The organism is Flagellimonas amphidinii (assembly GCF_013090115.1).
Classification (GTDB): Bacteria; Bacteroidota; Bacteroidia; order Flavobacteriales; family Flavobacteriaceae; genus Flagellimonas; species Flagellimonas amphidinii.
Genome location: NZ_JABFNN010000039.1, coordinates 417,224 through 441,857, shown reverse-complemented (window position 1 = coordinate 441,857; position 24,634 = coordinate 417,224). Strand labels below are relative to the sequence as shown.

The 24,634-nt window shown below is 37.5% G+C and carries 26 protein-coding genes; 15 read left to right on the top strand and 11 right to left on the bottom strand.

Annotated elements, in window-relative coordinates; translation table 11 throughout:
• Window positions 1–43 precede the first annotated feature (43 nt).
• The 9 genes from HJC33_RS13920 to HJC33_RS13880 all read left to right on the top strand — a co-directional run bounded on the left by HJC33_RS13920 (window position 44) and on the right by HJC33_RS13880 (window position 9,675).
• The gene (locus HJC33_RS13920) at window positions 44–1,213 is read left to right on the top strand and encodes a DUF4249 domain-containing protein (RefSeq protein WP_246245573.1); all 1,170 of its coding nucleotides are present in this window, start codon (window positions 44–46) and stop codon (window positions 1,211–1,213) included.
• The gene (locus tag HJC33_RS13915; RefSeq protein ID WP_246245572.1) at window positions 1,210–2,424 is read left to right on the top strand and encodes a DUF4249 domain-containing protein; all 1,215 of its coding nucleotides are present in this window, start codon (window positions 1,210–1,212) and stop codon (window positions 2,422–2,424) included. The genes HJC33_RS13920 and HJC33_RS13915 overlap by 4 nt, the downstream gene beginning before the upstream one ends.
• Before the next feature lie 13 nt (window positions 2,425–2,437).
• Window positions 2,438–3,640: a DUF4249 domain-containing protein gene (locus tag HJC33_RS13910; RefSeq protein ID WP_171659425.1), complete on the top strand. Its 1,203-nt coding sequence runs from the start codon at window positions 2,438–2,440 to the stop codon at window positions 3,638–3,640.
• Window positions 3,583–4,860, top strand: a complete 1,278-nt coding sequence (locus tag HJC33_RS13905) for a DUF4249 domain-containing protein (protein ID WP_171659424.1) — start codon at window positions 3,583–3,585, stop codon at window positions 4,858–4,860. The genes HJC33_RS13910 and HJC33_RS13905 overlap by 58 nt, the downstream gene beginning before the upstream one ends.
• Before the next feature lie 9 nt (window positions 4,861–4,869).
• The gene (locus HJC33_RS13900; RefSeq protein WP_171659423.1) at window positions 4,870–6,630 is read left to right on the top strand and encodes a hypothetical protein; all 1,761 of its coding nucleotides are present in this window, start codon (window positions 4,870–4,872) and stop codon (window positions 6,628–6,630) included.
• A 54-nt stretch (window positions 6,631–6,684) separates the two neighbouring features.
• A complete protein-coding gene (locus HJC33_RS13895; RefSeq protein ID WP_171659422.1) occupies window positions 6,685–8,151 on the top strand; it encodes a YifB family Mg chelatase-like AAA ATPase in 1,467 nt (488 codons plus the stop codon).
• Between the two features lie 168 nt (window positions 8,152–8,319).
• Window positions 8,320–8,595 carry a hypothetical protein gene (locus tag HJC33_RS13890; protein WP_171659421.1) on the top strand — a complete coding sequence of 92 codons (276 nt, stop codon included), beginning with the start codon at window positions 8,320–8,322 and terminating at the stop codon, window positions 8,593–8,595.
• Window positions 8,596–8,739: 144 nt separating this feature from the next.
• Window positions 8,740–9,378 carry a hypothetical protein gene (locus HJC33_RS13885; protein ID WP_171659420.1) on the top strand — a complete coding sequence of 213 codons (639 nt, stop codon included), beginning with the start codon at window positions 8,740–8,742 and terminating at the stop codon, window positions 9,376–9,378.
• Between the two features lie 87 nt (window positions 9,379–9,465).
• On the top strand, window positions 9,466–9,675 hold the full coding sequence (locus tag HJC33_RS13880) for a hypothetical protein (protein ID WP_246245557.1): 210 nt from the start codon (window positions 9,466–9,468) through the stop codon (window positions 9,673–9,675).
• 44 nt (window positions 9,676–9,719) lie between these two features.
• Here the strand turns inward: HJC33_RS13880 and HJC33_RS13875 are convergent, their stop codons facing one another.
• A complete protein-coding gene (locus HJC33_RS13875; RefSeq protein ID WP_171659419.1) occupies window positions 9,720–10,475 on the bottom strand; it encodes a hypothetical protein in 756 nt (251 codons plus the stop codon).
• 325 nt (window positions 10,476–10,800) lie between these two features.
• Here HJC33_RS13875 and HJC33_RS13870 point away from each other — a divergent pair, with 325 nt between their 5' ends.
• Window positions 10,801–12,381 carry a DUF5131 family protein gene (locus tag HJC33_RS13870; RefSeq protein ID WP_171659418.1) on the top strand — a complete coding sequence of 527 codons (1,581 nt, stop codon included), beginning with the start codon at window positions 10,801–10,803 and terminating at the stop codon, window positions 12,379–12,381.
• A 212-nt stretch (window positions 12,382–12,593) separates the two neighbouring features.
• Here the strand turns inward: HJC33_RS13870 and HJC33_RS13865 are convergent, their stop codons facing one another.
• Window positions 12,594–13,133, bottom strand: a complete 540-nt coding sequence (locus HJC33_RS13865) for a DUF4468 domain-containing protein (protein WP_171659417.1) — start codon at window positions 13,131–13,133, stop codon at window positions 12,594–12,596.
• 93 nt (window positions 13,134–13,226) lie between these two features.
• On the opposite strand from HJC33_RS13865, the gene HJC33_RS13860 reads away from it, so the two are divergent.
• The 3 genes from HJC33_RS13860 to HJC33_RS13850 all read left to right on the top strand — a co-directional run bounded on the left by HJC33_RS13860 (window position 13,227) and on the right by HJC33_RS13850 (window position 15,739).
• The gene (locus HJC33_RS13860) at window positions 13,227–13,445 is read left to right on the top strand and encodes a helix-turn-helix domain-containing protein (RefSeq protein ID WP_171659416.1); all 219 of its coding nucleotides are present in this window, start codon (window positions 13,227–13,229) and stop codon (window positions 13,443–13,445) included.
• Window positions 13,446–13,737: 292 nt separating this feature from the next.
• Window positions 13,738–14,736 carry a hypothetical protein gene (locus HJC33_RS13855; protein WP_171659415.1) on the top strand — a complete coding sequence of 333 codons (999 nt, stop codon included), beginning with the start codon at window positions 13,738–13,740 and terminating at the stop codon, window positions 14,734–14,736.
• Between the two features lie 19 nt (window positions 14,737–14,755).
• A complete protein-coding gene (locus HJC33_RS13850) occupies window positions 14,756–15,739 on the top strand; it encodes a hypothetical protein (RefSeq protein WP_171659414.1) in 984 nt (327 codons plus the stop codon).
• Window positions 15,740–15,745: 6 nt separating this feature from the next.
• Here HJC33_RS13850 and HJC33_RS13845 read toward each other — a convergent pair whose 3' ends face one another.
• The 4 genes from HJC33_RS13845 to HJC33_RS13830 all read right to left on the bottom strand — a co-directional run bounded on the left by HJC33_RS13845 (window position 15,746) and on the right by HJC33_RS13830 (window position 19,118).
• Entirely contained in the window at window positions 15,746–16,564 is an 819-nt protein-coding gene (locus HJC33_RS13845; RefSeq protein WP_171659413.1) for a hypothetical protein, read from the bottom strand.
• A 58-nt stretch (window positions 16,565–16,622) separates the two neighbouring features.
• Window positions 16,623–17,534: a hypothetical protein gene (locus HJC33_RS13840; RefSeq protein WP_171659412.1), complete on the bottom strand. Its 912-nt coding sequence runs from the start codon at window positions 17,532–17,534 to the stop codon at window positions 16,623–16,625.
• A 252-nt stretch (window positions 17,535–17,786) separates the two neighbouring features.
• Window positions 17,787–18,644 (bottom strand): hypothetical protein, encoded by an 858-nt coding sequence (locus tag HJC33_RS13835; protein WP_171659411.1) that lies wholly within the window; start codon window positions 18,642–18,644, stop codon window positions 17,787–17,789.
• Between the two features lie 108 nt (window positions 18,645–18,752).
• The gene (locus HJC33_RS13830) at window positions 18,753–19,118 is read right to left on the bottom strand and encodes a hypothetical protein (RefSeq protein WP_171659410.1); all 366 of its coding nucleotides are present in this window, start codon (window positions 19,116–19,118) and stop codon (window positions 18,753–18,755) included.
• Window positions 19,119–19,557: 439 nt separating this feature from the next.
• Here HJC33_RS13830 and HJC33_RS13825 point away from each other — a divergent pair, with 439 nt between their 5' ends.
• Window positions 19,558–20,097 carry a tyrosine-type recombinase/integrase gene (locus HJC33_RS13825; RefSeq protein ID WP_171659409.1) on the top strand — a complete coding sequence of 180 codons (540 nt, stop codon included), beginning with the start codon at window positions 19,558–19,560 and terminating at the stop codon, window positions 20,095–20,097.
• Here the strand turns inward: HJC33_RS13825 and HJC33_RS13820 are convergent.
• Window positions 20,094–20,288 (bottom strand): hypothetical protein, encoded by a 195-nt coding sequence (locus tag HJC33_RS13820; RefSeq protein ID WP_171659408.1) that lies wholly within the window; start codon window positions 20,286–20,288, stop codon window positions 20,094–20,096. The two genes, HJC33_RS13825 and HJC33_RS13820, sit on opposite strands and share 4 nt — an antisense overlap.
• A 534-nt stretch (window positions 20,289–20,822) precedes the next feature.
• Between HJC33_RS13820 and HJC33_RS13815 the strand changes: the two genes are divergently transcribed.
• Window positions 20,823–21,008: a hypothetical protein gene (locus HJC33_RS13815; RefSeq protein ID WP_171659407.1), complete on the top strand. Its 186-nt coding sequence runs from the start codon at window positions 20,823–20,825 to the stop codon at window positions 21,006–21,008.
• Window positions 21,009–21,085: 77 nt separating this feature from the next.
• Here HJC33_RS13815 and HJC33_RS13810 read toward each other — a convergent pair whose 3' ends face one another.
• The 4 genes from HJC33_RS13810 to HJC33_RS13795 form a co-directional block, all read right to left on the bottom strand.
• A complete protein-coding gene (locus HJC33_RS13810; RefSeq protein WP_171659406.1) occupies window positions 21,086–21,673 on the bottom strand; it encodes a hypothetical protein in 588 nt (195 codons plus the stop codon).
• A gap of 249 nt (window positions 21,674–21,922) precedes the next feature.
• A complete protein-coding gene (locus HJC33_RS13805; protein ID WP_171659405.1) occupies window positions 21,923–23,416 on the bottom strand; it encodes a hypothetical protein in 1,494 nt (497 codons plus the stop codon).
• A 169-nt stretch (window positions 23,417–23,585) separates the two neighbouring features.
• Window positions 23,586–23,834, bottom strand: a complete 249-nt coding sequence (locus HJC33_RS13800) for a hypothetical protein (RefSeq protein ID WP_171659404.1) — start codon at window positions 23,832–23,834, stop codon at window positions 23,586–23,588.
• A gap of 99 nt (window positions 23,835–23,933) precedes the next feature.
• A complete protein-coding gene (locus tag HJC33_RS13795; protein ID WP_171659403.1) occupies window positions 23,934–24,179 on the bottom strand; it encodes a hypothetical protein in 246 nt (81 codons plus the stop codon).
• Between the last annotated feature and the right edge of the window lie 455 nt (window positions 24,180–24,634).

The window sequence follows — 24,634 nt, the reverse complement described above, 5'->3', positions numbered from 1 at the left end:
TTATCTCCAGGTCAAAATATCAAAGCTGATTTGCTTGTCCATAATGGTAGGTGTTGCGGGCTGCATTGAACCTTTTGAGGCTACTTTTGAAGATTTTGAAAGTGCTTTGGTTATTGAAGCTACTATTACCAATGAGCTAAAAACGCAACAAGTTGTGATTACCAGAGCTTTTGAGTTTGAAGCGGAAGGACCTACGGCAGAAATCAATGCAAATGTCCGTGTGGAAGGAGGCGGCACAACCTATCCTTTTGTAGAAGAGTCACCTGGAGTATATGTTTCTCAACAAGCTTTTGCCGCCCAAGCCGGGACAACATATCAATTATTGGTGCAGACGCAGGATGGAAGGACCTATAGTTCAAGCAGCGCAGTTTTACCCCCAACCACACAAATTGATGCTATTACCGCCGAAAGGATTACCATGGATGATGGGGAAGAAGGAGTAGGTATTTTCGTGGATAGCTTTGACCCTCAAGGTCAATCGGTAAATTATAGATACGAATACGAAGAAACGTATCAAATTATAGCCCCATTTTGGAGTCCAGTGGATTTAGAAGTGGTGCCGCTGGAAGAACTCACTCAAATATGTGATGTTAGGACCATTCCAGATGAGAGAACCGTTCAGGTTTGCTATGCCACGGATTATTCCAATACTATAATTCAGACAAGTACCAGTGATTTAGGTGAGGATAGAGTCAGTAATTTTATGGTGCGTTTCATCAGTAATCAAAACTATATCATATCTCATAGGTATAGCATTTTGGTCCGCCAATTGGTACAATCCAATGAAGCATTCAATTTTTATGAAACCTTAAATGAGTTCTCAGGGAATGAAAGTTTCTTTTCTGAAACACAACCGGGTTTTTTAGAAGGGAATATAAGCTCCGATATGAGCGATAATGAAAAAGTATTGGGCTTCTTTGAGGTGGTATCTGCTACTGAACAACGTCTATTTTTCAATTATGATGATTTTTTTCCGGGGGAGGAATTGCCCCCTTATGTAGATCCGTGCACATTGAATTCTCCTCCTCTTTCGGCTCCCGGAGACCCACCAAGGTGTGTTTTAGGGTCTCAGGTGGAACTGGGTTTAGTTAGCTATGTGGATTTGAATGGCACTCCCGGTGAAGGGGAAGGTCCTTTTTTTGTGGTGCCTTCAGTTTGTGGGGATTGTACAACTTTGGGTAAAGAAGAAATACCGGTTTTTTGGGAAGAATGAAAGGAAATACTACATATCCATTAAAGGTGTTGGCACTTCTTATGACACTCGTTATAGGAGGCTGCATAGAACCTTTTGACGTAACTTTTGAGGATTTTGAAAGCGCACTGGTCATTGAAGCCACCATCACAGATGAAATGGTACAGCAGAAAGTGTTTTTATCCCGAACCTATGAGTTTGAAGCAGAAGGACCAACACCGGAGTCAAATGCCACGGTACAGGTACAGGGAGGAGGTACAAGCTATTCCTTTATGGAAAGCTCGCCAGGAGTTTATATTTCCCAACAAGTTTTTGCTGCACAGCCCAATACAACATATCAATTGTTGATTCAAACGCAAGATGGAAGAACATATAGTTCCAATGAAGTAGTACTTCCTGCTAAAACCCAAATAGACGAAGTTCGTGCAGAGCGGATTACAACCGATGATGGCGATGATGGAATCGGCATATTTGTGGACAGTTTCGACCCATCAGGATCATCCGAAAATTATCGGTACACCTATGAGGAGACCTATAGGGTAGTTGCACCATTTTGGACACCACGTGGCTTGGAATTAGTGCCTCCAGAAGAAGCCACAGTAGCTTGCGAAGTTCGAGCTATTTTTGATGACTCTTCATTGGAAACGGGTTATGCCTCTGATTTCTCAAATACTATAATCCAGACAAGTACTACTGATTTGCAAGAAGATAGGGTGAGCAACTTCATGGTGAGATTCATCAATAGGAATAACTATATCATTTCACATCGGTATAGTATTTTGATAAAACAATTCGTTCAATCCAACGAAGCCTTTACCTTTTATGAGACGTTAAACGAGTTCTCGGGCAATGACAGCTTCTTTTCTGAGACCCAACCCGGTTTTTTGGAAGGAAATGTATCTTCAGATTTAAGCCGAAACGAAAAGGTTCTGGGCTTTTTTGATGTGGCCTCTGTGGTGGAGCAACGCATTTTTTTCAATTACGAAGATTTTTATCCAGGTGAGGACCTACCTCCGTTTGCTATTCCATGTGATGTAAATGCACCAGAACTTTCTAGAGGTGTCCCTCCTGTATGTGTGTTAAGCGTGATGGTTATAAATGATTTGGTTCGTTTTGTGGACAATAATGGGGCAACCGAGGGTGAAGGGCCATTTCTTGTAGTTCCTACGCTTTGTGGTGACCTTGCTGGGTTTGCACAACCTAACCCTCCTGATTTTTGGATAGAAGATTGATAGATAAAAAAGAATGAAACTGACTAAAAGAAGAAATATTACCAATATCCTGATAGCCTTTTTCGGCATAATTCATTATGGCTGTATAGAACCTTTTGTGACCAGTTTCGAGAATTTTGAAAGCGCACTGGTTATTGAAGCCACCATCACAGATGAATTGAGGCAACAACGTGTTTTATTGACCCGTACCTATGAGTTTGAAGAGGATGGACCTTCTGCTGTAACAGGTGCTATTGTAAGTGTTGACGATGGTTCGGGGAATGTTTATGATTTTGCGGATACCGGTGAAGGCATCTATGTTTCTTCCCAAGCTTTTGCAGCACAACCCAACAGGGACTATAAACTTTCTGTAAGAACATCAAATGGGAGAAGTTATGCATCCAGTAGTGTACAACTTACTTCCGCTGTTTCGTTGGATAACGTATCTGCCAAGAGAATTACTACGGATTTGGAAGAGGATGGGATAGCTATTTTGGTGAGTGCATTTGATCCTACTGGGAATGCCAAAAACTTTCGTTACGAATATGAAGAAACCTTTAAGATTATTGCTCCTACATGGACCCCAGTATCCTTAATCGGTGACCCAGAGGGGGGATGTGGTGTCATTAAGGTGCCGAATACCGCAGATGAGGAAGTATGCTATAGGACCGACCTTTCCAACAGGATTGTTCTGGCATCAACAGAGGACTTGAAAGAGAATCGGATTGAAAACTTCAGGGTACGCTTCATTAGTAGTGAAAATTACATTATTTCCCATAGGTATAGTATTTTGGTTAGGCAATTGGTACAATCCAATGAAGCCTTTACTTTTTATGAGACCTTAAATGAACTTTCAAGTTCAGAAAGTTTGTTTTCTCAAGTTCAACCTGGGTTTTTAGAAGGTAATGTATTTTCAGAGGACGATGAAAATGAAAGAGTATTGGGTTTCTTTGATGTAAGCTCCGTCTCAGAGCAACGGATTTTCTTCAATTACAGAGATTTTTATCAAGATGAACCGCTGCCACCCTATGCTGATGCCTGTTCTCCAAGCGCACCAGTTATTGCAAATATGGGCGGATGCGTGTTAAGACCTATTATAGAGTCTGGAGCCGGGATATATGCAGAGGACAACCCAGAGATTGGTGCCAATGAGGGGCCGTATCTTATTGTGCCACGCGTATGTGGAGATTGTCGAGAACTTGGAACAACAGAGGAGCCAGCATTTTGGACAGAATGAAGGATTGGAAAAAAACATATTACTATATAACCCCTATTTTGGCGGGGTGTCTCTTTAGTGGCTGTATTGAGCCTTTTGAAACAACTTTTGTAGATTTTGAAAGTGCCTTGGTGATAGATGCGACAATAACCGATGAATTGAAACGGCAAATAATATACTTGTCACGTACCTATAGGTTTGAAGATGATCCAAATGGCGGGTCTGGAGCAATTTTCCAGGTTGTCGATAATGGCAAATATGGAGAGTCTGGGGCGAATATCCAGATTTTTGGTGATGATGGTAGTTCCTACAACTTTGAGGAAACGGAAAAGGGTACCTATCTGTCTACAGTAGATTTTGCTGCCAAGCAGGGGGTGGATTATTCGTTGGCGATTGAGACCGAAGATGGGAATTTATATTCCTCGGCAACTGAAAAGTTAGCCGGGTTGGTTGGTATAGATAGCTTATATGCCAATAGGATTACCAATGATTTTGGCGAAGAAGGTATAGGTGTTTTTATTGATGCTTCAAATCAAAGTGAAACACAGAGTTTTTTTAGGTACGAGTATGAGGAGACCTATAAGGTTGTAGCTCCAAGATGGGGGCCAAAAGAATTGGAGGTTGTGGAAGGCGTGCCAATTAGTTATATCTTGGTTCCAAGATCGTTGGATGAGCGTGTTTGTTATCCAACCGATTATTCAAACAGCATCATATTAACGGATACCGATGATTTTGACACGGGAGAAGTTAAAAATTTTATGGTCAAATTCATTGAACAGAATAACTTCAAGACCACACACCGCTATAGTATTTTGGTGCGTCAGTTTGTCCACACTTCAGAAGCCTATAGGTTTTTGGAGACCTTGAATAACTTTTCAAGTTCTGAGAGTTTGTTTTCGGAGACCCAACCTGGTTTTTTGGAAGGTAATATTGCTTCTACGGATAATCCTACGGAGAAAGTACTGGGCTTTTTTGATATAGTTGCGGTGTCTGAAAAACGCATCTTTTTTGGGTACCGCGATTTTTTTCCTACGGAAAGATTGCCAGACTATATAGATCCATGCGTTGAAAATGCACCAATATTTGGGTTGCCTGATTTGGTAAGATGGAACTTGGTAAAGTACATTAGGGACAACGAAGGTGAATTTGTTCCGGGAGGGCCCTTTGTCACTGTTCCCCAGGTTTGTGGTGATTGTACCATATTGGGCACCTCAGAAGTACCAGATTTTTGGATAGAATAACATAGCATTATGAAAAAACATAGAATTACAATCGTTTTAATTGCATTTGTGGGACTTATTGTAAATGCACAATCTGTTGCAATCGGCAATGAGTTTAAGGATATTCCGCAAGAGCGCATATACATTCACCATAGTGAATCCCTATTGTTTTCAGGAGAACATCTTTTGTACAAAGTGTATTGTCTTGATAATTCGCAGAAGGTATTGAGTGACATTAGTAAAATGGCTTATATTGCTTTGGTTGGGTCTGATGGAAAGGTAGTCTTTACCCATAAAGTAAAACTCGTAGAAGGGTCAGGAAACGGAGACTTTTTTGTACCCACTTCGGTGCCTACGGGGAGTTATAAACTGTTGGGTTACTCGGAGTGGATGAAAAATTTTGGACAACAGTATTTCTTCCAAACCGATATTTATATTATCAATCCATACCAAACAGTACCTACTTCCTATTTGGAGCAACCTGTTGACTCCATGTCAGCCGATGTCCCCACTACGGAAAAAACAAAAATCACCTTTGACACAAGCCCTAAGAATAGTGCTTTTGCCACTATGGAATTGGATAAGCAAAAAGTGGGAAAACGTGAGAAAGTAACCTTAAAGGTAGCAGGAAGAAGCTCTAATTCAAATTTGGGAGATTATTCAATTTCCATAAGAAAAATGGATTCATTGCCTTCACCTACTCAAATTTCAGCAATGACATTTTCCAATGAATTGGGAAAACAGACAGGATCAATCAAGTCAAACCCCAAGGATTTTGATATACCAGAACTGAGAGGGGAAATTATTTCTGGGACGATAGTTGAAAGCGATTCCAAATCACCAGCTGAAAATATGAGAATTTCTTTGAGTTTGCCCGGAGATAAGTTTCTTTTCAATGTAGCTACTTCCGACAAGGATGGTAAATTCGAATTTATTGTTGATAGAAGATATGACAATACCACTGCGGCAGTTCAGATTTTGTCTGAAGATTGGGATGCTTATGAAGTTGTTCTTGACGACCCTGTCCGTGAATATAACGGGTTTGAGTTTTCCAATTTTGAGCTTTCAAAAAACATGAAGGATTATATACTTCAAAAAAGTATCTACAATCAAATTGAAAATGTATATCGCGAAGCCAAATTGGATTCCATTGTGCCTGCAAATCACATATCCCCTTTTTATAGAAAGTATACAGAGGTCTATGATTTGGATGACTATACTCGATTTAATAGCATTCCAGAGACCATTGTTGAAGTTGTGGACCAAGTGGGGATAAGAAAATTAGATGATGGGAGTAGGGTTTTTGAAGTGCGTCCTTCCGAAGGCTTTACCAATAATGCATTGTTCCCAATGGTTTTTGTAGATGGTTTATTTATCAAAAAGCACGAGGATATTATGGATTTCAGCGCCAAAAAAATAAATACCATTAGTTTTTCTAGGGAGAAAGTACTGTTGGGATCACAAATGTTTCAGGGAATCATTTCTTTTAAAACCATTGAGGGTGATTTTTATAGTGATTTTTTTACACCACATATTATCAATGTGGATTTATTCAAGCCAGAATCCAAGAAGGAATATTTCAATCAGGAATATACTGAAAACCAAAAATCAGAAAGAACACCAGACTTTAGGCACCAACTCTATTGGGAACCTAATTTTAAACTGACCGAGGGTTCTAAAGAGGTTGTGTTTTATACTTCTGATGTTCCTGGAGTATACGAGTTGGTTCTAGAGGGCTTTACGTCAACTGGGAACCCGGTATCCGTCAAAGAGTGGCTTGTTGTGGAGTAGGATTGAATATCTTGGCGGTCACGTTCAACAAGACTATTTTTTTCAAGACCGCTTATGCTCAAAAAAGTTTACGGAAGCGCTGTATTTGGTATTGAAGCAACTACCATTACCGTTGAAGTCAATGTAGACAAAGGAATAGGGTACCACCTAGTTGGCCTTCCCGATAATGCCATCAAAGAAAGTAATTACAGAATTGCAGCGGCGCTTCAAAATATTGGATATAAAATTCCCGGCAAAAAAATCACCATCAATATGGCTCCTGCAGACCTGCGTAAAGAAGGCTCTGCATATGATTTGACCTTGGCAGTGGGCATTTTGGCAGCATCCAATCAGATAAAATCCGATGACATAGAAAAATACTTGATCATGGGAGAGTTGTCTTTGGATGGGAACCTTCAACCCATTAAGGGAGCTTTACCCATTGCCCTAAAAGCTCATGAAGAAGGTTTTAAAAGGTTTATCCTGCCTTTTGAAAATGCCAGGGAGGCAGCAGTAGTAAAAGGTCTTGAAGTCTATGGGGTGAACAATATTGAGGAAGTGATTGCCCATTTTGATTCAGGAACGCCTTTGGAAAGAACACAGGTTGATATTCAAGAAGAGTTTTGTGCAAATCAGAATTCAACAGCGTTTGATTTTTCTGATGTGATGGGGCAAGAAAGCATCAAGCGCTGTATGGAAATTGCTGCGGCTGGGGGACATAATATCATTTTGATAGGTCCACCAGGATCGGGAAAAACCATGCTAGCTAAAAGATTACCTTCCATTTTGCCTCAAATGACACTTCAAGAAGCATTGGAAACCACCAAGATCCATAGTGTAGTGGGTAAGGTGGATAATGTTGGGCTGATGCAAGAAAGACCTTTTCGTAGCCCTCATCACACCATAAGCAGCGCAGCTCTAGTGGGAGGGGGAAGTTACCCACAACCTGGAGAAATTTCATTGTCGCACAATGGGGTTCTATTTTTGGATGAGCTTCCAGAATTTGAACGAAGGGTATTGGAAGTATTGCGTCAACCCATGGAGGATAGAGAAGTAACAATATCTAGAGCAAAGTTTGCCGTAACGTATCCCAGCAGTTTCATGTTGGTAGCAAGCATGAACCCAAGCCCTGGGGGGTATTTTAATGACCCAGATGCGCCAGTAGTGTCTTCACCTGCTGAAATGCAACGGTATCTTGGCAAGATTTCGGGTCCTTTATTGGATAGAATTGATATCCATATTGAGGTGAGTCCTGTTCCTTTTGAAAAGCTTTCCGAAGAAAGAAAGGGGGAGAGCAGCAAGATCATTCGCAAGCGTGTTGTGGCTGCAAGGGCAATTCAAAACCGAAGATTTTCAGATTTTGACCACATACATTACAACGCACAAATGGGAACCAAGCAGATCCGGCAATTTTGTGTGTTGGATTCCACATCCAAGGAACTATTGGGAAATGCAATGCAACGATTGAATCTTTCTGCCAGAGCCTATGACCGCATATTGAAAGTAACAAAAATTGACAATAGGCACATATGCTTAAATTAAAAAAGGTTAGAAACAAAAGTCTACCCCGTTGGTTTAGGTTGCTCCGGTATGGCTTCAATTGCATGTGGTATCATGTACTAATACCACTTGGACAAAAGAACGACCCATTTATGGATGAGGTTAAAAAGTAATTTTGATACAAAAGGATATATTCCGTAATTTTGGATTATGTCCAAAATATTCAAAAACCACAACAGGAAGGCCATTAGGATTTTGATGAAGGAAATAGGTGCGTACCGCTATGAACGTGCCTTGGAGAACATGAAGATGTCAGAGCAAAAGCCAATGTCCATGTCGGGTTTCTACTTGGAATCAAATGAGCATTGCATCTTTCTCTGCCACCGCTACCCATCGGGATATATTTTAAAGCTTATGAAGGTGGATGAGTTTGAGCAGATACCCAAAGAGGGGTGGGAACTGGTCAAAGAAAAAAGGTATCTTTAAATGCCTTGGAATCTAATTAATTAAACTCATCGAGGCTATACAGTATCACAGGGGTTTTTTTAAAAAATATGAATCACTAACTATAAATTTTAATAAACACATTTAAACCATACCGTGGAATTAATAAGTAAAAACAGGAATTTTTTGAACAAAAAGATTAGTTGTCTTAAACTATATAGAAATGACATTGACAAGTACATAGACACCTATAAAAATGAGGGTTATGCGGTATCATTTTATGATAATGATTATAAATATCAAAGTTTGGATGACTATTTGGACAATCATGGAAATTTAATTAAAAAACTGACCGTTGAATTCAATCTTGATGATGACTTCCGTGGAACGACTATTGAATTTGAGGATAATACCATGAGCATATATTCCCCCAACAGATTAGATTTGTCCACGCCGATTTATGAACATGCCCTAAAAAAGAAATGGGTTGCTTCTTACATATTAAGGCCACAAAATATCTTGTTTTTATTTATACCCTACATTATTGTAATGATTGCTATTGCAATTATAATTCCTGAACCTGAAGATTTAAGTCTCGCAGAACTACTTAATCGTCCGTTCGGCATGTGGATGAAATATGGGGCAATAGGAATCGCATCGTTTACAGTCATTGCATGGCTTTATCAAAGGTATATCCTCGGATTTAGTTTAGAAAAAGTGCATAAAACTGGATTCAACAGATATCGTAGTCAAATAATAGTTGGGGTATGCGTTGCAATAATTACTTTTCTAATAACCAAATTATTTGACTGGTTGACAAACTAAGATACATTTTCATATTCCGCCGGAACAACTCCAGAATAATTTAGGATCACAGTATGTAATGGCCGTACTTTGGCATAATCATTCTTTATGACAATGCCTAAGCGTTTAAATAGTTCAAGCGACTTATCGGAATTAATTCAGGAGGCTTATGGTTCTCCGGTACAGTTAGCAAAAATTCTTGATCTTGCTATTGAAATGTTATTCTACCTTGAGGAAGACACCTTTGATCGCAAGGATGTGCAACACGTGGCCTCTGCCATTAGAGCTATATGTGAGGCTTTAAGGCAAGGCGACTAAAATTCTTGCCCATCTTTAAATTAGTATACTCTTCAATTCTTTTTTTAGTTAACAATCGTATCAATAACGTTGGCAAGTTTTTCCCCTAACATCTTTGTTCCAAAGTGAAAGCCCATTTTGATTACTTCTTTTTCACAGACCTCGTATATCAGCTTGACCTTGTCCCAGCCACCTTTTATTTTGAGTTTGGCATATAGTCTTTTTATCCTATCAAACCCTTGTTTCATTGTTAGCTTAGAAATATCATCTTTCAATTCTTCGGCTTCAACTATCAACTCATCATCATCTTCAAATCCAGCTTCTTTTAAAGCTAAAATTGATTTGGTGATAACATTGCTAATCAGAATTTGTCTAGGGGTATCAAACGCTTTCTTATCGGCATCATCCTCTACAATTTCAAACCAATCATTAAATTCATCCTCGTACTGGCCACTTATGCTATCGGCAGGGTGTATTTCTATGTTGTTGTTGCCCTGCAAAATTGAAAGCCAACGACTCATAATCTTTAATACAGAATCCCCGTCAGTTTCCTGCCAGATAGGTGCTATTGAAACATGGTTTTTTGGCGCATAATCTATCTTATAGGTAATTTTATTACCATTGCTTGTATTCAAATTTGGGTCACTTACTTTAAAAAAGAAATCGGAGTTACCCCCCAAGCCAACTACGCTTAAACACAAGTTAGCATCTTCATCAACTCTTATAATATCATTGTTTCCTTTAACAACCTCCCTAATCTTTTTATAGGTGGTGGATACATTTTGTTTTAAGGCAAGGGGCAATTTGTAATAGTCAACCATACACATATTTTAATAACAAATTTAATTTTTTAACAGCCCTTTTCCTAGCTGAGTTATTAGGAGTTATCAACCATTAACTGCTCGTAGTGAAGCCATTAGCTTGACGGATTAAATGATGCTCAATGAGTATTTGTAAATTGCACAGCCTATCTTCGTTTGCCCAACATCCTTTTACCTGTTATATAATGAAATCCTTTGCCTGTATAGGGATTACGACCCCTGCATTACAACGAATACCTGCCTTTTAAAATACTATTCTCTCCTGTTTTGGGTTTTACTTTCCTTGAACCTTGTATCATTTGATACAACCTTAAAACCAAACGCAATGAGCAGCATAGAATGGACTGAAAAAACTTGGAATCCAACAACAGGATGCACCAAAATTTCCAAGGAATGTGATAACTGCTATGCTGAGGTAATGACCAAGCGGTTGAAGGAAATGGGGCAAAAAAAATATCAAGCCGGATGGGATGTGATGGTAGAACATGAGGACACCCTTAAAGAACCCTATAGCTGGAAAAACGGTCAGGTTGTTTTTGTTAATTCTATGTCAGACCTGTTTCATAAGGACGTTAGCCTAGACTTTATCAAAAAGGTATTCAAGGTAATGAACGACACGCCCCAGCATACGTATCAGGTATTGACCAAAAGGGCAGACATTTTAAATAAATACTCGGCTGAACTCAATTGGACGGATAATATTTGGATGGGTGTTTCTGTTGGCAGCAATGCATCCGTTAGGAAAATAGAAAGATTAAAGCAATGTGATGCCAAAAACAAATTTCTATCCGTTGAGCCTCTAATAGAGGAATTAAAGGACTATTCGTTGAGGGGCATCGATTGGGTCATTGTTGGTGGGGAAAGTGGTGGAGGTGCCAGAGAATTAAAGATGGAATGGGTGGAATCCGTTAGGCAAAAATGTATTGAGGATGGTGTGCCTTTTTTCTTTAAGCAATGGGGCATGGATAGATTCAACCCCAATGAATGCGACCCTACCATAAGCAAATTGCATAGATATCATTCCAAGGGGGGAAGTCAGTTGAACGGTAAGACATATTGGAACAATCCAGCGGCCAATTTTAATTCTGACGACCATAAGGTAATTCTTTTCGGTACTGAACATGAAGTAATGGACGAGGTTTATTCCAATGACAATCGCCAAGCTGCTACATTGAAGACAATATGGGAACTAAAGAGCTATCTGCCCTTTAACGAAGATTCCACATACGGACTTTTAAAGAAGGATATTCAAAAGAACGGAGTTATAGACCCTGTTTTGTATTTCAAGACTGAAAACGGCGATAACATCGTTGTAGAAGGGCATACAAGGCTAAGAGCAGCTAAACAAACCAAAAAGGCAATTCCCAGCAGGCAGATAAAGGAGAATTTCAATAACCTAGATGAAATCAAGCTGTGGATGGTAAAGCACCAATTACAGCGGAGAAACCTATCCAATACGGAAAAGGTAAGACTGGCTTACAGTTCTAGGGCTACAATCGAAAAACTGGCTAAGGAAAATCTGTCCAAAGCAGGTAAGGGCAGCGAAGTTGAAAAGCAGATTGATACCAATGATGAAATAGCCAAAATAGCAGGTGTCGGCAGGGCTACAGTGGGAAGATATATTTCTGTGGTAAATAAGGGGAACGAGGCATTGATTAAAAAACTGCACAAAGGCGATATTACCATCGGGAATGCCTATCATCAAGTTGCTGAAACAAAAAGACCTGCAAGCAATAAGTCTATAGAGAGTAAACTGGAAATTGTTGCCTTTGATAACTTGGACGATGCCAAAGAATCGTTCAGTAAAAACGAAGTGGATTATGTCGTACTTAGCAGGGATAGAGGTGTTGAAGCTATTCTCAAGAAAAGTAAGGCCAGTAAGGTTGGAGTTGTCTGTAATTTTTAACCAATTTTACTTCACTGTCTATTAGTGATTTACAAATCGCCAAAGAAATACCTCTGGTGCGAAATTCGGTGAACTAAAAAAAGTAGTCTCTCCCCGAATACGTGTTTATGTTGGATTTATGCCGTCCTACCCATGTTTGCAACATTGTCTAAAATGTTCCCTTAGTATATTTTTGGTTTTATAGGTTGAAGTGCCGATTGTAATCTAATGGTTTACCAATCCTCGTCATTCTCACTAAGGTTTCCAGATTCGATATAGTTCTTTAGGCTCTTGTTGAGGTTATTGAAGTAATTTTCGATTCTGTCAGGAGATTCGCCAAAGTTCTTTACCATGGATTTTTTGGTCTTAAAACCTTCTATGTTTTTATAATCGGCTCCGTTTCCATATTCGTTGGGTGGGGTTTCTATGGAAAAGATTTCAAATTTGTACCGTCCATCTTTTACTGCTATTTCAGCAGTGTATTTTAAAGGGAAGGGGTACTTCTTTTTTACAATCAACAAATTTGATGCAACCCCACTTAATCTGATTTTTTTGCCCTCGATAGTAGCCTTAATCACCTCGTCAGGATTTTTGTAGGTTTCCTTTACCCAATTCAATGAGCTGGCATAAATTTCATCAGCCGTTTTGACTTCCACATTGGTAACAACGTAATCGTTCAGTCCCTTTTGCTGATACTCAAATTTTGTGGCATCCTGTGCTTTGATTGTGATAACAGCACCGATGGTAAATAGTATAAATACTAGTCTTTTCATGTTTGTTATTTTGATTACCGATTAAAATGAATTGTCAATTATAACGTATCCGTTATAGATACTATTGTGTAATATGGAGTTCTTTACATTGTAATGGACAATGAGAAAGAGCTTAAAGAGTTAGGGGAAAAGGTCACTAAGGCCAGAGAATCACTGGGTCTTTCTCAAACTGAACTTGCAAATATCATCGATAAAGATCAACCCAGTATCAATAGACTTGAAAGGGGGAAAATAAACCCCAGCTACATATATCTGTTGGAAGTTTGTTCTGGATTGAAGATGAAATTGTCCGAACTACTGGATGCTTTTTAGCATTTATCTGTAGTATCTAATACAACCCTTCTTTCTTTGCCTCCGTTACCCATCGGGCTACATCCTAAAACTTATGAAAGTGGTTCAACATTCCAAAATAGCTCAGGCCAAATTATTGGAACAAGGGAATTTTATTCAAATCATAAAAACATATAAGTTTGAAAATAAAGTAATTAAATAATCGTTTTTTTATATCTAAAAGATATTTGCGGTAATTATGTCCTTAAAAACAACATTCTTTATATTTTTTACAATGCTCTTTTTTTCTTGTACCGAAAACACAAAGAGTTTGGTGAATGATAATACAGAGATTTCAGATAACGACTTTGGGGGCGCTAAATGGGAAATAAATAAAGAAAGAACAGAGTATTACAAAGGGTCGGTTAAAAATGTCGATTTCAAAATTTATTCAGTCAAGTATATTAACGGAAAAGCCGAAAAACAGAGCCTGCATAAAAAAAACAGGATTTCAAGGGGCTTAAACTATTTAATTAGATCTTCAAAATCTGGGTTTGATTTATCATTTAATCAGAAAGGAGAAATGATAGAGGTTGAGTACTATGAGGTTAGTGACACTATCCTAACCGAAAAACACAAATTTGAATATCATAAAGGCAAATGGATTAGACAGGAGGTTTACAGGTTTTCAAAATTCTTAACTGATGTTTTGGTTAGAGAATTAGACGATTCTATGAAAACACGTAGGCTATTGTTATACTCCCCCCAAAGCCATTCTAAGTATGGTGAAAATTATCCTAGTGATGATGGATTATTATTGGCTACCAAGAGAAGTTTCCAATATAATGCTAACGGAGACTTGGAAAGGGAAAAAACCATAAGATATTATTACAATAAAGATAGCATTGCAAAATATCCCAGCGAGTTGAATCTGGAGCCCAAATATTCAAATGGAAAGCTTTTAAGAGACAATAAATGGTGCTACTTATACAAGAATGGTAAGCTGTACAAAAAGCAAAGCTGCACCAATAATTCTACAGATAAAACTAGTATTGCCTCAATATTAATAAACAATGACATTGATCAAACTATGTATTTTAATGAAGTTGGAAATCTTATTGAATCGGTTATAGCTGTTGGTGTGGGAGAAAGGTATATCGAATTTGATGATGACGGCTATATTCAACGATATTATGATAATGTAGATAAGCTGATGATATCTTATAAATATGATCAACTAGATAAAAATGGAAACTGGACTAGGGTAGAACAATTAGACATGAATGGAAGAATATTGTCAATAGGCGAAAGAAAAATAAGCTACTATGAATAAGCGGAACAAATTTAAGTTATTGATAAAAACTGGCTACTTTTCTCAAACCACCGTTGCCCTCCTAGTTTTAATCTTATTAAACAGTTGTGATGGTAATTTCACTCCTAAAGCCCCACCTCACGTTAAATATGGTTCTGAAATCATTTTTGGAAAGGTAAAAAATATTACGCTGAACACATTTTATGTTAATAATTCAACCACCGATACCATTCAAAAAGGAAGAATCAGCAATGGCAAGTTTAATACAAATTCGATTTTTGGGCCAAATGGGTATTATTTGGAATATAATAGAAAAGGCCTTAATACCTTTTTTAAAGAGTTTTCAAATGGTAATGATATAATACCTTCACGCCAACTGAAATATAAATATGATGAAAAAGACAGGCTTGTTCAAATTGAAGAATTCGATGACTTCAGCCTTATAGAAGGCCTTAGTTACACTAGCATGGTTTACGACGACAAAGATTTGTTAATCAAGCAAAGTAATTTTAATAGGAAACATGGATCGGAAATGAATTCATTGTATGATACACTCAATATCAAGTATTCTGCGATAAACAGATATAATTCAAATGGAATACTTATTGAGCAACTGAATTCTTCTTTTCGATATGATTTTGATACGGATTCGATTATTGTGGATGAGAGTACCTATAAATATGATGTTGAATATGAAAATGGAAAATTAATCGCTTACAACGGAGATAAATATGAGTACCATCCCACCAAAGATTATTTAGTAAAAAAAACTGAAATAAATAAACCAGAAAATTATAAAACTTACTACGAAAATGGAACTTTGAAAAGCAATGTAATGATTGATTATATTCACTATGAGTTTGACAAAAATGGCTATTTCAAAAGAGATTATGATAGGAATAGGTTAGCCTATGAAGCTAAATACGATTTAGAGGACAAATTAGGAAATTGGACAAGGAAGATTTTATACTACATGGGAAGACCTGTTCTAATTTCGGAAAGGACGATCGAATACTATGAGTAGAGTGTTTTATCTAAATTTCTTTCGAGTTTTAGGGTCACGTCCTTCTTTTAGAATTTGAAAATAAATAATAGTTTCATAATCAAAATATTCCAACGACCCGTTTTGTACTTCGACTTTTAGTAATGGATAGAGCTGGGTATACTTCGTGTAGGAGGTTTTTAATCTGTCCCTTATATATTGGTTGGTGTGTTTATCAATTTGGTCCCCAAGCTCTAAAAATCCCTTCTCAATAGATGCATCACTGTTCAATGCTCCCATAAATAATGATTTTATAAGATGATCATTAATAGGGCGTAGGTATTTTAAGATACTATCATATTCGTGCTTAATCATGCTTAAGGTCTCCTTCCCCATTTTGGGAAGTGCAAAACATAATTCTTCATTGGATAGCAAAACTTTATTGTTCCTTGCAGCTATTCTATAGCTGGAGTAGGGGATTGAGACATTGTTGACCCACCGATTGAGAACCGTATCATACAAATCGGCTTTAAATGATTTTCTCAGAATCAATTCTTTTTGTGAATAGTTAATCCCATAATAGGGATATAAGACTCCTTTACCGATAATAGAATCAGTCGTACAATCAAAAATTACCCCTAGTCCATTATTGACCATTGGTAGCTGTAATTTTTCTAATCTGGTATATTCACCCCATGGAATTCCTTCGATACCACCTGTTTTGTATGTGATACCATTCTCACAAATCACTAAACTATCTAGAATGGCACTAATAGGAATCATATTGAATGATTCTTCACGGGTAATTTTACAATCACAGACATCATTACTATCGTCGTCACACCTAATGAATGCAAAAACTAACATTATCAAAAAGGATGTTTTGAGAGCTAGCTTTGTGATATACGAATGTGCTGTTTTCAAACTAAAAGGAATTATTTAAATAATTTTCATATTCTTTAGAAGTAAATAAGATTTTATGAATTCCTTTTCTATAGAATTTTACGGCATATTTTTCTCCATCATCCTCTTTCCATCTCATTTGATTTAGCTTGATATAAACATCTTTTGTAAAATGGCTTTTTTCCTCACTTATCCATTTTTCATTTTCGCAACACTCGCAGTGGTTTCCATATAGGGCTTCGAAGCCACAAATCTCACAGGTGGAAACCTTTGAATAGTTTTTCTTTATATACTCGTAATCTAAGCTTTTGAATCCTTTCGGAATTTTATTTAGAAAAGCACGATAGCCTATAATCGAATCACGAAGGCTGATTAATTCATCATCAAAATAAATTTCAGTTTTTCTTTTGTCTTTGAAGAATAGCTTTATGATACAGTTTTTTTCATAATAGTAGTCCTCAAATTGAGCGTCTTTAAATTCAACCCATTTAAAACTCTCATTTGATACGGTAAAACCAAGCTTATCCAATTTTATACTTCCTCGGCCAGACCAATAATGCCTAGGACATTCAATGGTTATCCAGTCATGGCCTCTATCTCTTCCTTTATCTCCACAGAATTCACATATTTCATTTGATTTTTCGCAATACTTATTGATAATTTGACTTTGTTCTGATGTTATTTCTTCAGTGTAAACAGTTAGTCTGCCATATTTTTCTTTGATGCAAGTAACTTTGTGATTCCAACCTGCTTCGCTAAGTTCTTTGATTAATTCTATTAGTATTGTATACCAGCCAGATTGTATTTGCAATTCTATACCGTTTAATTCTGCCAGTTTTTCCAAATCTGAATCGGAAAATGTATCATCTACTACAAAGTCCTTTAAATCTGTACAATCCTTGTTAACGAAAATGGGATTAGTTGGGCTTTTCAATTTTTTCTACATTTTAATATTTTATTTAGAACGCTAGTAAGCAACTTAAATTATGAATACTACAGTTGCTGTTTGGGAAAGTACTCATGTTCTCTTAAGGCTCCGTGTTATATTTAGGCCATACTTTAAACACATACGATATTTTATGAATGATGGGATGTGTTTGTCAGGATAGAGGTGTATTAATAAGCCTATCCTAAAAATATACGACTTTAGGCAGCAACTATGGAAGTCAAAGCGTTGTAAGCCGTTTTATTTAATCAAATTTTTTACTGGTATTTTTTTTCTCTGCTTATCAGAAAAATTCCATTCAAGTTGTTCAACGAATTTTGTCAGTGAGTTTTCTTTAAAATCCAGTAAGTATGAAGTGCTAACTGATTTTGGTATTGGTCTCTTAAAACTTATCTTACCAACCTTGTGATAGGATTTCATTAGTTCTTCTAGCCTTTCTTGGCTAATTATTCCAATTCCAGGTATTCCATATTTTCCTGAACCTAAATTTGGTTGAAATTTAATGTGACCATGCTTGAACTTATCAATCAAACTTTTGGAGCTGTCTAACAATACGGGGGCGAAAGAATAATATTTACTGTCTAAGCCTCCATGTATTTCATATAAAGTAAGTCCGATGTCAAATTCCTCATTTTGAGATAAAAAGCAGTCGCCTAGATGAAGGTTATTATCTAGGTCTACTTTTAATCTTTTTGGTCTTGGCTCCCTTTTCCAGAACTGCCACCATTTTCTGCCATTTGAGAATTTGGCTTGTTTTCCTTCTAAGTCATCCTTGTCATATATCTCTCCCTCTTCTCCGAGTACTATTGCATCAAGTTTGTCTGCAATTGAAACCATCTTTCGGATAATTCTCTTGTCGGGATTTTTTACGCTAATCCACCCAAACTCTTCATCGAAGGTAAATGGTACTTCTTTTCCGTCCGCTTTCCATAATCCAGCATTTGGTGTAGGGATAGTTAGATATTTATCTTCTTCAATTTTTGCTGAGAAAGTTTCAATAGGTTTGAATTCGAAATCGGATTTAACGTATTTGACCCATTCCTCTTTCGATAGTTTGGTTTGGTTTTCTTCTCTTTGAATACTTAATTCGTATCCCATTTAAACTTTATTAGGTTTTTTTGTTTTTGCAAGATGGCTTACACGGTCTCAGCTATGATTTTGGTGTGGCACAAAACCGCGATTAGTTAAAGTCAATCTTGTGCATAGTTATTTTATTGAATTCAAATTTCCATCATCGAATCCAATCGTAATGTGTCCAACCCTGTTAAAAATTAGTCCGTCCTCTTTTTTAGAATCTAAATAGTCCAAAATTCTATTTCTGGTATCTTTTTGGAATTCCTCCCATTCCTGTTTCTCAGTTTGCTTGACATAGAAATATTTATTTTTTGGAACAAAATCTTCATTTGTAGCCCAATCCTCGTCATTTTCGTCATATTCTCTTGAACCAATTAGATAGATTCCATAACCATTTTCAATTTCAAACAGTCCAAAGTTCAAAGCCTTAATTTCCTCACTAAAATTCTTTGAATTTCCGATTTCGGTTAACCATTTTTCCAGTGTGAGAGATTCCATTTTCAGTTCGGTATTATTGGGCTTCGCAAGGCGATTACATGAAATAGAAATAGCCAAAATTTGACCAAGAATCATGAAAGTTAATACCCAACTATTCTTTTTCATATAATTACGCACAACGTAAATCATTACCTATATTTCTTCTATGTATGGAACTAATATAAAGATTCTTCGTCTACTTTGGGTTCACGGGAGTAATGTTGGAAGGTTACTAAATACAGTTTTTAAACCGTATCCATTAGCCTTTTGAACAGTACCCGAACCAACCATAATTTATTACCCTACGGTTTGCAACATGATTTAAAATGTTCACTTAGTTAATTTTTGAACATTTCTATTGTTTATGGGCGTTGAGGTGCTGATTCAAGTTTAGAATGTTCAGAAATAATTAGGATCAATGGTAAATGTGCATTAATTTTGTAGTCTAAATCTTACTACTATGATTGGCAGCACATACATTGAGTTTGACAAGGCCACTACAAAAGGTAAAAGCCTTATCCGAACTGGGGAAAATCCAACGTTTGGACTATTGATTATCTGCGGCATTAATCTTGGCCTGCGCATAAGCGACCTTTTACAACTTACCTTCAAACAACTAAATAGCGATGCCATTACGATAGTTGAGAAAAAGACAGGCAAGACCAGAGTACTGCAAGTAAACGACAACATAAAGGAAGTATTGAAGTACTTTGAAGATGAGGTAAATTATGGGCTGGGCGGACATTGCTTTGTAAGCCAAAAGGGTAGCGTTTATAGTACGCAACAGGTCAACAGGCTTATTCAAAAGCACTTCAAGGGCAATGTCAGTAGCCACTCGCTCCGGAAAAGCTTTGGTCGTAGGGTGTGGGAGAATCACAATGAGAGCGATAAGGCACTATTGTACCTTAGTGAAATATTCAATCATACCAGCCCCAGCGTTACAAGAAAATACCTTGGCATACGTGCCGAAGAACTGGCGGACGTTTACCTGAGCCTCTAGTCAGTAAACCTAAAATTAGTCATCCTCATATCGAGAGTATTAACTGCTCCGGCCACTTCTACAACAGCGTATAAGATGTTTTCACCTTCGTCATTTTTGCTCTCATACCATCTATGGAATAATCCTTCAAAACTTTTACTTCCTGCATGGGTATAAGAATACATGCAGGGTCTTAAATCTTCTTTTTTCATTTAACTTGTTTTAGTGAATGTTAAAGATAAATATGATTTAAGCGAAAGGAAAATATAGTTGTTAACACACCCAAAACTATATTTATCTTATTGAAAATGATATGTTTGAATCTAAACGTTTTTATTCCTTGACTCAACGTATTTTCTTTTATTGATGCCTAGGAAGTGGTAATTTTATAGTGTAAATCTTGCTCACCTACTTAGGCTACTCACCCCATCAGCACACCAAGGAGGAGGCTACCGCACACACTTTTTTAAAAAAGAGGATGTTTTACTCCCGTAGCACATTTGTACATCCGTCTAGCGATCTTCATGTTTCGGTTTTGTGTGAATTAGGTATGTACACCTCGGTTCTGCATTTGATACGCTGTAATCGTCAGTATCATTATTGGCGTAGTTCACGAGGTTTACCGTTTTTATTCCTTGAGTTGACTAATTTTTTTGGCTGAAAAATCAAAAAAGCTCCCCTTGATTTCGTCCTGATTGACCGTAAAACTTGCCTTACGTTGTTCTGTTTATTAGAAATTGATGCATATGCAACATTTAGCCCATCTATCGGATGTTGCCGTATTACGGGGGTTTCTTCAAATTGATGAAAATTACATCGTTGGGGAATTGCACGATCTATCTTCCTTCCTGCCCGAATTTCAGACGATTTGGTACAAGATTGTACGACCTTTGGTATGGTTGGGTGAGCAATGCGCAAAAAAAGGAACGTGAAGATTGTATCACGTTCCTTAAAAAGACAAGCGTTGGAGGGTGTCTAGGCCTCCAATGCCATAATCACAGAAGAAGATCTATTGTATGCCGTAATTGATGCGTTCCAAATTTGGTCTATTACCACTGGTAAGGATTCTCTTGATTGTTAGGCCATCACCATACTTGTCTAAGTACTGATTGAAAAGCCGTACCAGTTCCAATCTATCATTGGCCTGTTCACTGGCTGTGTACATGGTGGTGAGTTCTGTGAACACCTCATCCACCTTTTCAGTGATTTTAATTTCATTGTTGACCAGCCAATCCTCACTTGTCATTCCTTTTGTAAATAAATTAGAGCCTTTCAATTTCTTGGCTCTGGCTAGGAAGTTCAGTTGCTGCTTGTTCAGCTCCACGTTTTCTAGTTGCTCTAGCTGTGCCAATGTAACGCCCTGCAACTCCGCTCTTTTTTTGATTGCGGATTTTTCCACCTCTTTGAAAAGGGTTTCCAATGATGTTGGATTTTCAATGAAGTCCACTACATCCGCAAGGGAGAATGAGGCATCCAGTTTGGCATTTAAATCCAGTTTAAGCTGATTGACATTGTTGACCAGATTACCAAATTCTTTGACCAGATTCTGTTTTTCGATTTCGTTGGTCTTGATGACCTTTCTTCTAAAATTTTTCATTTCTTCTGTAAAATTTAAAATGATTATTTGGCAGCTATTCTACTGCCTATCTAAAATGAACAAGGTGCTAATCCCAAGCCTATGGCTGGAATCGCACCTCTTTTACTGCCCGTCAACATTTTTGTGATGTCAGGCTCTTTTACTTGACTACCACTGAATACCAATAAGTTAACAAACAACAAACCTATAAGTTGTTCATTGTTACTTATATGATATTAGAATAGTTATAACAGTTTGTATATGAGTCAGTTATTTGGATAGAGAAAATTTGTACCCATTATTCTTTTTTTGTTCATCAATAATTGAATGTACAGTATCCCTGTCCTTTGCAAAAACAGATATTGAATCGTGACGACTTATGGCAACTATTCTGTTTTCACCTCGTTTTTTATAACATTGTTTCAAAACCCCGTCCACCCAAAACTTCGATTCCATTCGTTGCAAAGCAATCGGTAACGCTTTATAAAAATCACTATCCCCATTTATGGTATTGCTTCTGACTTTATAAGGATTTTCGGTCTTGTACCAAGATATCCATTCGTAAGCCTCTGGAAAAAGTTGTCGGAACACATCTATGTAAGGCACTTTGGATTTTACCTTACCGAATACCAACAACATCATAAGCAGTTTTGCTTTTTTTCGTGCCTTTTGACCTGCTGCCCACTGTTCTTCGGTAGCCTTTAGTTTGTGAAATGCTACTTTAGGAATACTTGGGTCTATTGCCAAAGCCAGTTGTTCATACAGCATTCCCATTGTTGCAATGTCATAGAATGCTAAATCGGTTTGTTCTCCCATCATATTTGCCAGCAAACTATATTGACTGTTCTTAGCGTCCAATTCACGTAGGCCGTTATGCCGCTTTATGATTTCAAAAAGCTCTTTGTTCAGATTTGTAAAAGGACTATCCAACCGCTGATTTGTTTCGTTCCGGTCAGTTGTGTGCCAATGCCTGTTTGCCAGTTTTTCTATGGCTCTTTGGTTGCTGACCTGTACCGCCTTTTTCTTATCCGTAAGAAACTTTTCCACCGATTTTATGTAGATGGTTCCGTCGTCCTCAATGGCACTTAGTTCCTCTGATTTTGCATAATCTATTGCCCAATCGGAATCGTAATAATTTAGTTCGTCATTATCGTATTCATTCGTTGTTGGGAATTTGACTTTGTAAACCCCTTTTGCTATTTGCCCATCAACATTAAAATCTCCGATTGATATATCGTCAACCAATTGGGTAAGTTTGGCCTCCAATAATTTTATTGGATATTCCAATTTATTTGCTGACCACACAAACCCTTTGTATATCGGGGTTTGAATAAGTTTGGGATTTAATTCAAATTCACTTTTGGCCTTGCCAAGTGTATTTGGGTTATGGACTAGATCATAGTTAACCTTGTAGCAAATGCATTTTGGTTTTTTACCTTCCTTATTGTTAGATGTTCTGTATTGGCCGTCGGTTATAAGTACCTCACTTTCCAAAAGGGCATCCAGCCAATTGTTTTTGTAACCCGTTTTGAATTTGCTTCTGGCATGTACTTGTACATACGAACTGCATTTTCCGCTCTGGAATATGGACGTCTTTATCAGCCAATCGACAAAAGTAAACGCCTCTAGTTCATATTCTTCGGGCAGTTTGCAGCCTTTAATCCCATTGATGATTCCCTGTGGTATAGATGTGAAAGCCTGCTTTTTTATGGCAATTCTCTTAATCTTTCTTTTTGGCTTGCTCTTAACTTCTGCTGCTTCCATGGTCTGCCACGATAATTAATTGATTATCCAATTTCTTGATGTAGCCCATTTTTACGAGGACTGAAAATTTTCGTTTTGATATACCTTCGCCTAAGCACAGGTCTTTCATGTTCTTATAATTGCGCCCGTTGTAACGGTAACGAAAAATCTGTTCCATAATTTTCTGTGATTAAATTAATATTGCTTCGATTTCATTGATGTAATGACTGACCCTGTAGACATCTTTACCAATGATGAACTCTTTCCATGCCTTATTCAGTATGGCTTTAAACTCGTTTTTAGTCTCTTTATTCGGGAATTTTAATTTTAGCTCCCCGTAGCTCTCGTAGTTCTCAATCAATTCTAAAAACGATTGTAAAGTTCCTTTCCGGTCATAGTTGTAGTACAGGCCAAAAGCCTGTAGGATATATTCTTTCATCTTCCGTGTTGTTTAAAAATTAAGAAATGACCTGCCCCGAACTTCAGAAAAGCGTTGCGAAGGTTTGACTTTGGTTATTTTGGGCAGGTCATTATATTGCTAGGTTAAGTCTGCGGCTCTGTACTTTTTGCCGATTTGTAGATAACTACTGTAACTGTGGTCAACTTGCACAATTCCAGCTTTTATTAGTGGGTCAAGAAACTTTCTGTATTTGCTGCTGTATTCGGCGGTTAATTGCTTCTTGGTGAGTTCAACAAACCCGTTATGTCTTTGCAGATATTGTACAAAGCGTATTGCTTTGGCTTCTACGATAGGATGTAGATTTAGGTTTTGTATTTGTGTCATTTAGATGTAGGTTAAGATTCGGTGGTACTTTGTTGTACTTTTTTCCTGAACAAAAAAACGATAGTTCTATTACCCTCAAGTCAAGCTCACTTTTCGGTATAGATTTTCAAAAAGCCTCGTTTTTACTGGGCTTTTAAGGGTTCAGAATGTAATCTTTTAGGTAGCTAGATGAGGTGCCTCATTTTATGGGTTATCTTGTGCTATTTGGCCTTGGGAATAATTCAGTGCGTAGCCTGATGCGCTTTTTACCCAAGCAGTCGAGCTCACTTTTTCAATTGTCCAACACCCAATCCTTTATAACACAATGATTTAAGGGTGGTTTTAAGATGATCTTTCGTCAGGTGGTTTTTAGGCCGTTTTTGGATGGGTTACGCTGACCGGAAATTGGAGCAGGGAAGAATGCGACGATTTAAGGTCGGGAACGTTAGTTGGGTGGTATACCAATACCAAAAATA

Excerpts from the sequence above, each read along its gene's own strand:
- HJC33_RS13920 (WP_246245573.1), top strand. The coding sequence starts at position 44 with ATGGTAGGTGTTGCGGGCTGCATTGAACCTTTTGAGGCTACTTTTGAA.
- HJC33_RS13915 (WP_246245572.1), top strand. The coding sequence starts at position 1,210 with ATGAAAGGAAATACTACATATCCATTAAAGGTGTTGGCACTTCTTATG.
- HJC33_RS13910 (WP_171659425.1), top strand. The coding sequence starts at position 2,438 with ATGAAACTGACTAAAAGAAGAAATATTACCAATATCCTGATAGCCTTT.
- HJC33_RS13905 (WP_171659424.1), top strand. The coding sequence starts at position 3,583 with ATGTGGAGATTGTCGAGAACTTGGAACAACAGAGGAGCCAGCATTTTG.
- HJC33_RS13900 (WP_171659423.1), top strand. The coding sequence starts at position 4,870 with ATGAAAAAACATAGAATTACAATCGTTTTAATTGCATTTGTGGGACTT.
- HJC33_RS13895 (WP_171659422.1), top strand. The coding sequence starts at position 6,685 with ATGCTCAAAAAAGTTTACGGAAGCGCTGTATTTGGTATTGAAGCAACT.
- HJC33_RS13890 (WP_171659421.1), top strand. The coding sequence starts at position 8,320 with ATGTCCAAAATATTCAAAAACCACAACAGGAAGGCCATTAGGATTTTG.
- HJC33_RS13880 (WP_246245557.1), top strand. The coding sequence starts at position 9,466 with ATGACAATGCCTAAGCGTTTAAATAGTTCAAGCGACTTATCGGAATTA.
- HJC33_RS13875 (WP_171659419.1), bottom strand. The coding sequence starts at position 10,475 with ATGGTTGACTATTACAAATTGCCCCTTGCCTTAAAACAAAATGTATCC.
- HJC33_RS13870 (WP_171659418.1), top strand. The coding sequence starts at position 10,801 with ATGAGCAGCATAGAATGGACTGAAAAAACTTGGAATCCAACAACAGGA.
- HJC33_RS13865 (WP_171659417.1), bottom strand. The coding sequence starts at position 13,133 with ATGAAAAGACTAGTATTTATACTATTTACCATCGGTGCTGTTATCACA.
- HJC33_RS13860 (WP_171659416.1), top strand. The coding sequence starts at position 13,227 with ATGGACAATGAGAAAGAGCTTAAAGAGTTAGGGGAAAAGGTCACTAAG.
- HJC33_RS13845 (WP_171659413.1), bottom strand. The coding sequence starts at position 16,564 with ATGTTAGTTTTTGCATTCATTAGGTGTGACGACGATAGTAATGATGTC.
- HJC33_RS13835 (WP_171659411.1), bottom strand. The coding sequence starts at position 18,644 with ATGGGATACGAATTAAGTATTCAAAGAGAAGAAAACCAAACCAAACTA.
- HJC33_RS13830 (WP_171659410.1), bottom strand. The coding sequence starts at position 19,118 with ATGGAATCTCTCACACTGGAAAAATGGTTAACCGAAATCGGAAATTCA.
- HJC33_RS13825 (WP_171659409.1), top strand. The coding sequence starts at position 19,558 with ATGATTGGCAGCACATACATTGAGTTTGACAAGGCCACTACAAAAGGT.
- HJC33_RS13820 (WP_171659408.1), bottom strand. The coding sequence starts at position 20,288 with ATGAAAAAAGAAGATTTAAGACCCTGCATGTATTCTTATACCCATGCA.
- HJC33_RS13815 (WP_171659407.1), top strand. The coding sequence starts at position 20,823 with ATGCAACATTTAGCCCATCTATCGGATGTTGCCGTATTACGGGGGTTT.
- HJC33_RS13810 (WP_171659406.1), bottom strand. The coding sequence starts at position 21,673 with ATGAAAAATTTTAGAAGAAAGGTCATCAAGACCAACGAAATCGAAAAA.
- HJC33_RS13805 (WP_171659405.1), bottom strand. The coding sequence starts at position 23,416 with ATGGAAGCAGCAGAAGTTAAGAGCAAGCCAAAAAGAAAGATTAAGAGA.
- HJC33_RS13800 (WP_171659404.1), bottom strand. The coding sequence starts at position 23,834 with ATGAAAGAATATATCCTACAGGCTTTTGGCCTGTACTACAACTATGAC.
- HJC33_RS13795 (WP_171659403.1), bottom strand. The coding sequence starts at position 24,179 with ATGACACAAATACAAAACCTAAATCTACATCCTATCGTAGAAGCCAAA.